At 46.8% G+C, this 7543-nt stretch carries 5 protein-coding genes; all 5 read right to left on the reverse strand.

From position 1 onward, the window contains the following. Positions 1–92: 92 nt before the first annotated feature. Positions 93–2579 carry a hypothetical protein gene (locus ACTNA4_RS14150; RefSeq protein ID WP_441030667.1) on the reverse strand — a complete coding sequence of 829 codons (2487 nt, stop codon included), beginning with the start codon at positions 2577–2579 and terminating at the stop codon, positions 93–95. 5 nt (positions 2580–2584) lie between these two features. Further along, positions 2585–4669, reverse strand: coding sequence for an efflux RND transporter permease subunit (locus ACTNA4_RS14155; RefSeq protein ID WP_441030668.1), 2085 nt, complete (start codon positions 4667–4669; stop codon positions 2585–2587). Between the two features lie 231 nt (positions 4670–4900). Beyond that, positions 4901–6493: an ABC1 kinase family protein gene (locus ACTNA4_RS14160; RefSeq protein WP_441030669.1), complete on the reverse strand. Its 1593-nt coding sequence runs from the start codon at positions 6491–6493 to the stop codon at positions 4901–4903. Continuing rightward, positions 6486–6887, reverse strand: a complete 402-nt coding sequence (locus ACTNA4_RS14165) for a hypothetical protein (protein ID WP_427808737.1) — start codon at positions 6885–6887, stop codon at positions 6486–6488. The genes ACTNA4_RS14160 and ACTNA4_RS14165 overlap by 8 nt, the downstream gene beginning before the upstream one ends. Positions 6888–6923: 36 nt before the next feature. Further along, positions 6924–7304 carry a diacylglycerol kinase family protein gene (locus tag ACTNA4_RS14170; protein ID WP_427808738.1) on the reverse strand — a complete coding sequence of 127 codons (381 nt, stop codon included), beginning with the start codon at positions 7302–7304 and terminating at the stop codon, positions 6924–6926. Between the last annotated feature and the right edge of the window lie 239 nt (positions 7305–7543).

The raw sequence follows: 7543 nt of genomic DNA on the forward strand, positions 1-7543 counted from the left end.
CAGATTAAAAATACAGCGAAAATACCGGGTACACAGCCACCGCCAGGGCAGGGCTGTGTACCCGGTATTTCTTCACAACAGAATATACTGTCCTATTCTATTGCCTCCGTCTCGATCACGAATTTTACATTTCCGTCCATCGAGCTGTCTTTTCCGCTGAATGTCTGATATGCACAGTCATCCGACATCAACGCATCCAGTCTGTCAAGGATATCGCCAAGTTCCTCTTCCACGGTATTCTTCAGCTTACTGGTACCTTCTCTGTCAAACTTGCGCATTCCCTCTGCCAGCTCGGCTGCTCCTGACTGAAGCTCAGATGCCCCGCTCCGAAGAGCCTCACTGTTTGATGTGAGTTTTGCTGATCCTGCTGACATCTGTGTGCCAAGTGTATTCAGGCCGCTTGCAAGCTGATTGGTTCCACTCTGTAAGGTACCGATGCCAGTAACCAGTGACTCACTTCCGGCTTTCAGCTTCGCTGCCCCTTCGAGGAGAGAAGCATTGTACTCGCCAAGTGTTTCAAATCCATCATTCAATGCATGGATACCGCTGATTGCTTTCGGGAACTGTTCTGCTGTCGCCGCATTTAACGAAGCAAGACTTTCGGATAATCCGCCTTCTCCTCCGATCGCAGCATTCAGTCTCTGCATTCCGCCATCCAGCATGTCGATCTTTGTCGTCAGTTCCTGGATAGAATCAGATGGAAGACTTTCTTTTACCTTCTGGATCTCGCTCAATCTCTCTCCCATTTCTGCAAGCTGTACCTTCAGATTTTCAGCCGTATCAGAAAACGTCTTCATGTTTTCTGAAAGGGAAACAAACCATCCCTGGAATGCAGTTGTATCAATGGTCGGGATTTCTATGCTGGCTTTTTCCATTGTGGAAAGCTGATTGATTCCATCTGCCGCATTCTGAGCTTTCTGTAACGCCTGAATCGAAGCTTCCAGTTCTGCTCTCGCAGTTTCATCTGTTGTACGATTTAGCTGCTCTTGTAGTGTCTGAATCGAAGCATTCATCTGACTTTTACTGTCTGCTGCCGCCTTCTTTGCCTGATTGACCGTCTGATTATAGGCATTGATCTTTTGATTCAGGCTGTCTGCCTCTTTCTGGCATTCTCTCTGAAGGCCGGCAAGCTGCTGATTGATCGTTGCCAGCCGGCTCTGCATCTGCTGCAGCGTGACTGCGATGTTCTGCACCGGAGCCGCAACACCTTCCTTCAGTTCCGACTCCATTTGTCCTGTCGCATCAATCATTTCATTCCCGGTCTTCACCATAGAATCTACCGTTCCCAGAAGCATCTGAACTTCTTTCGTTCCAAGAGCTTCTTTCAGTGCAGCCGTTCCAGCCGCCAGTTCTTTGGCCGCGGCTTTGATATCCTCTGCCGAGTCCCCTTCTCCATCCGTCGCAAGACTCAATTTTTGAATCGCAGACTGTACCATCTGCAGTCCGCTGCCAAGTTCCGTAAGCTGGGCTGCTCCGGCTGCAAGCTGCTGCTCTCCTGTCACATAGGAGGTCACGCCGTCAGCCAGCGCATTGGCTCCGTCTGTGTAATCCTGTACTCCCTTGGCCACCTTATTGACTCCGTCCACATACTCGGTCACACTGCCGCTTAACGTTCCGTTTTTGCCAAGATACATCTGAATCGCATCGTTCAGTTCATCGGCACCTTCTGTATAACTATTTACACCATCCGCAAGCGATGTGGCTCCATCCGAAAGCGCTCCGGACCCGCTGACCAGTTCCAACGCCGCATCTTCCAGCTCATCCAGAGAATCCTGCAGCTCATCGAAGTCTGCGATATCGTTCAGATCCATATCATCCAGAAGATCTGAAAGAGCTATGGTAAATGTAGCAGACATCGAAAAATCAGTAACATCTGCTTCAATCTTCAGGCTTTCCGGTATGGTAAGCTGCGCCCCTGCATCCTTCTTCTCATCCAGATCCAGACTCTCCCTTAAGCCAGGCATTCCAAACCCCAGAACAATGCTCCTGTTTCCATCGGAAATAATTTTCCCGTTATCGATCGTGACGTTGTTAAACGTATCATTTGAAAGGATCATTCCTGTCATCATAACAAACGGTGTATAGACCTCTTCTTTCGTTCCATCCACATCCACCGTTTTTTTCTCACGATTCTCATAATCCACCTGAATCGTCAGATGTCCGCTCTTTCCCTTCAGCTCATCGGGCTTTATTTCTTTTCCGTCCAGATAATACGTAAGCTTTACAGAAACCGGAAGCTCCTGATCGGTCGTTCCCTGATAGTAAATATCTTTTCCGTCCGTATTCCATACCAGCTTACCATTTCCCTCCTGAAACGTCTCTTCTCCTTTAATGTTTTTGATATTCTGCAGGGTACTTTGATCGGTCAGATTTCCGGAAATGCTTCCGGAATTTTTCAGCCAGTTGGATACCGTAATCGCATCCGTATTCCCCAATGCATCCGTATTTACATACACTGTCTCATCTTTATATACTACTTCCTGATCTGCCGCAAGAACCGGAACTGCACTCATCATCACCGACATTCCCACTGCGAGAGAAGCTGTAAGTTTCCGTTTGATTTTACTGTTTCTATTCATGATTTCTACGCCCTTTCTGCTTTATTTTTACCAAGAAATCCGATGGAAGTCTTGCATATTACTTTGTCAAATATCATAAACATGGCCGGAAGTACCAGAATGACTACGATCATACTGATAATGGCCCCCCGCGCGAGCAGCGTACAGATGGAACCGATCATTTCTACCTGAGAGTAGCATGCCACTCCGAACGTTGCCGCAAAGAAACTCAGTCCGCTGCTGATAATAGACGGCATACTGATTTTGTGTGCAATGCTGATTGCCTCCATTTTATCCTTGCCACGCTGCCGCTCTTTCTGGTAACGGGTCGTCATCAGGATTGCATAATCCACAGTCGCACCCAGCTGAATAGCACCGATCACGATACTCGCCACAAATGGGAGGCTCGTTCCCTGATAATACGGGATTGCCATATTTACCATGATGGCAAATTCGATAACGGCCACCAGAATGATTGGAAGGGAAATGGATTTGAACACGATCATGATGATGATAAATATCGCAATGATCGAGAGCGCATTTACCCGAATCAGATCGGTATCGGTGACATCCTGAAGGTCCTTCATAAGCGGTGCCTCTCCGATAACCATTCCGGTTGTATCATACAATTTCACAATTTGATCGATCTGCGCGATCTGTTCATTTACCTGATCCGTCGCCGACTCATACTCAGAACAGATAAAAGCGATCTCATAGTCGTCGCTCTGCAGCATACTCTTAATATCACTCGGTATCATAGAATCCGGCACAGACGGCCCGATCAATGAATTCTTACTGATCGTCCATTTCACCCCTTCCACCTGATCGATCTGATCAAACATCTTCTGTTTATCCAAACTGTCCATATTCTTATCCATCAGCACCATGTGAATGTTGCTCATGTCAAAATCCTCTTTCAGCGTTGCATTTGCAACATTACTGTCCAGCGTGTCCGGAAGGGACTCTGCAATATTATAATAAATCTCCGTATGATTGTTTCCGTAAATTGCCGGGAACAAAAGAACCAGGAAAATGAGGATCCACGCCTTATAATGTTTTGTGATAAATGTGGAAGGCCGATCCATATTGTTCAGCAAATGCCGGTGCTGTGTCTTCTCGATCGCTTTATCAAATACCAAAACCAGCGACGGAAGGATCGTAACACAACAGATCACTCCAATCAGAACGCCCTTCGCCATAACGATTCCAAGATCTCTTCCGAGTGCAAATGTCATGACGCAAAGAGCGATAAATCCGGCAATCGTTGTTACCGAACTTCCTGCTACGGATTTGAACGTATTGGCGATCGCATGACCCATGGCCCGTTCTTTCTCTCCCGGGAAACGTCTCTTATTCTCTTCATAACTATTCAGAAGGAAGATTGAATAGTCCATCGTAACTCCAAGCTGCAGCACAGCCGTCAGCGCCTTCGTAATATAAGAAGTCTCTCCCAGGAAAATATTACTTCCCAGATTGTAGAGAATCGCGAGCCCGATACTGATCAGAAATAGAACCGGAACCACGAAAGATCCGGACGTCAGCTCCAGAACCAGAAGGCTTAAGAGCGCTGCAATCACCACATAGATTGGAAGTTCTTTCAGTGCAAGATTTTTAATATCCGCGACGACACCTGTCATCCCACTGATGAAGCATTGCTCATCTGCGATCTTACGCATTTCCTCTACCGCTTCCATTGAATTGTCCGATGATGTCGTATCGTCAAAAAGCACCAGCATCATCGTTGCATTCCCTTTAAAAAAGGCTTCTCGCAGATCCTTCGGAATCATTTCCACAGGAAGACTGATATCCGCCACATCATCGTACCAGAGCACATCTTTGACATGCGGCACTTCACTGAACTTATCTTCCAGTGCCTGTATATCCTTCATCTTCATATTCTCAACCACGACCATGGAGAATGCACCCATGCCGTATTCATCCACCATAATGTCCTGGCCTTTCACCGTCTCCAAATGCTCCGGAAGGTAACTTAACAGATCATAATTTACTCTTGTGTTCGCTATCCCGATCACCGACGGGATAACCAGCAGAAAACCGATCAAAAGCATCAAAACCCGATGCTTTGCAATCCATTTGCCCACCTTAATCATTGAATTCATCTCCTCTTTTTTCAAATGCAACATATAATATAGCACAAAATGACCAATAGTCAATTAATATTTTATAAAAAATTGAAAAATGGTCATTTTTGAGGAGGGTAACCGAGAGGACGTGGCCATAGTTACTCAACCAAAAAAAGGAACTCAATCCTGAGCTCCGCTTTTTGGTTGTGACTATGGCCACGTCCTCTTCTGCTACTTGACTATGAACTTGTCACCCGGTCACTTCGAAATAAAATGCTTAATAAATATATACATCACAATTACAAATGCCAGCAGATATCCCAGAACTCCGACTGCCGGGATCCCCCACAATTTCGGCCGCATATCCGTCGTACAGATAATACTGGAACTGATCAAAAGTGCCATCACCCAAAGTCCCATAACAATATTTCTGATCAGTCTCCGAAGCAGCCATGCCAGATCTTTCGACACATGGAGTTCCAGATTGACTTTGGTCTGCCCCTTCATATGCCCCTGCAGGATATCCGCCAACAGAGATGGAATATCAAATGCTTTATTCAGTGAGCGATACAGTCGCTTTCCATCTGATTTTAACTCTTTTTTCCACCTGTCGCTCTCGAAGAAACTGCCCTTGATACGCGCCGCCGCAATTTCTACCATATTGAGCTCCGGGCAGATCTCTGCCAGGACTCCTTCCATATTGGTAAGTCCTCTCGCAAGCATTGTAAGTCCATGAGGCATGGAAATCCGATTCTCCTTCATGACCTCCATCAACTCCTGCATCAATTCTGCCACATCGATTTCGCCCATCTCAGCCGTTCCGTACTTCGCCATCAGATTCGTAATATCGTCATAAAGCCGGCTCTGATCCGGTTTTCCCCGAAAATCACCGAGTGCCAGCACGGCTTCCTGGATCATTCCGATATCGTTGAAAGCAACGCCCTGAATTGCGTTTCCGATCAGTTCCCGGTCCCTTTCCGTGAGTCGTCCCATCATGCCCATATCGATCCAGACGATCTTGCCCTTTCGGATCCGAACGTTGCCCGGATGCGGGTCGGCATGAAAATATCCGTCTTCCATGACCTGTTTGATGTAATGATCCACCAGTTTCGTCCCAATTTCATTCAGATCATACCCATTTTCAAGCAGGTTTTTCTTATCATCAACGGCAAATCCATCAATATATTCCATTACCAGAACATGCGACGTCGTGTACTCACGATAGAGCCGTGGCGTCTCCACGAATACAATTTCCTGATTCTTTTTCGCGAACTCCTCCATATTGGCCGCCTCCGCAAGGAAATTCATCTCTTCCTGCGCGACCATCCACAGCTCGTCCAACACCATATCCAGATCCACCATATCTTTCAACGTTGCCGACGGCACCAGCTTCACTGCTTTGTGCAGAAGGCCGATATCTCTTGCCATGATCTCGTAGATTCCCTTACGCTGGACCTTCACGACCACCTGCTCTCCGCTTTTTAAAACCGCCCTGTGTACCTGCGCAATGGAAGCCGAACCAAGCGGCTCCTCTTCTATGTCCGCAAATACTTCGTCCCATCCGAAGCCATAAGCTTCTTCAATGACCTCTTTCACCTGTTCAAAAGGCATCGCTGTCACTTCCGAGTGTAAATGGATCAGTTCCTCACAATACTTTTTCGGAAGAATGTCCGAATGCAGTGACATAATCTGTCCCAGTTTGATGTAAGTCGGTCCCAGGTCTTCCAGAATCAGCCGCAGTTTCTCCGGTGTAACTCCTCTGGTGATTCCATGTTTTTTCAGAACCGCCGTCATCTCTTTTAATCTGGAGCCGTATCCGCCTGACTCCGAATTCCGGCTTTCGCTATTCATTCAGTTCTCCGCACTCTTCTTTCGTCTCCTGCGGCTCTTCCGGAGTATCTTTTTCGCACTCACATGCTTCCTCCTGACACGCTTCTTCCTTCTCGTCTCCTTCCATAATCTGGATCCGTTCCTTCAGCTGTGCCAACTGCTCCGGTGTCATCTTTTCAAGAAGCTCATCCAGCTCCTCCGGTGTCGAAGCCTTCACCGAAACATTCATATTTTCCTTCACCGTCTTCTTAAGATTATACTTAAGCTCCTGATTCATCACTTTGCCGCGCTCTACGGTTTCCTCGCCCTTTTTAGCCAGCTCATCCAGAATCTCAACAGATTTCTCAGCAGTGATCGCTGCTCCGCCTACTCCTGCAAGCATAACCTTCTTTAATCCTTCTCCTAATTTTCCCATCTTTTTTCTCCTTTCCCGCCGTCCTCACCGGCTATGTTAAATGATGCCAAGAAACGCAAGTCCCTTCGGCACAAAAATAATCCCTCCTGCAATCGCAGCCATGATCGCCGCAATCAGAACAGCGCCCGCCGCCGTATCCTTCGCAATCTTTGCCAGTGGCTTTCTTTCTTCCGTAACCAGATCAACCACTGCTTCCACCGAAGTATTGACCAGTTCCAGTGCCATCACAAGGCCAAACAGCGTCAGGCAGATACACCACTCTGTCGCCGAAATTCCCAGAATGATTCCGGCCAGAACTACCAGCGCCGTAAAAACACAGTGGATTTTCATATTCCGCTCTTTCTTTATGCAAGTCATGATTCCCTCAAATGCATATCCAAAGCTTTTCTTCAGCGGATCTTTCTTCTTAACGGTCATTTACATCACCTTGCCTCACATTCTGTTACTATTGTAACAAACTTTATATATACTGACCAGTATTTTTGACCATTTTTTACAAAACAGCTTCTGATTTTTGTATTCTTTTTCTGCCGAGTGCATAGCAATGTGACATGCTCCCACTACTTAAGCCCTAAAGCTTTGAAGTAGGGGCTTCTTACTCAATAACCCGATAGGGCTAAGTATCAATAAGCTATCCCCGCGTGCCCCGCGGTTCT

Source organism: Bariatricus sp. HCP28S3_A7 (genome assembly GCF_052066375.1).
Taxonomy (GTDB): domain Bacteria; phylum Bacillota; class Clostridia; order Lachnospirales; family Lachnospiraceae; genus Allocoprococcus.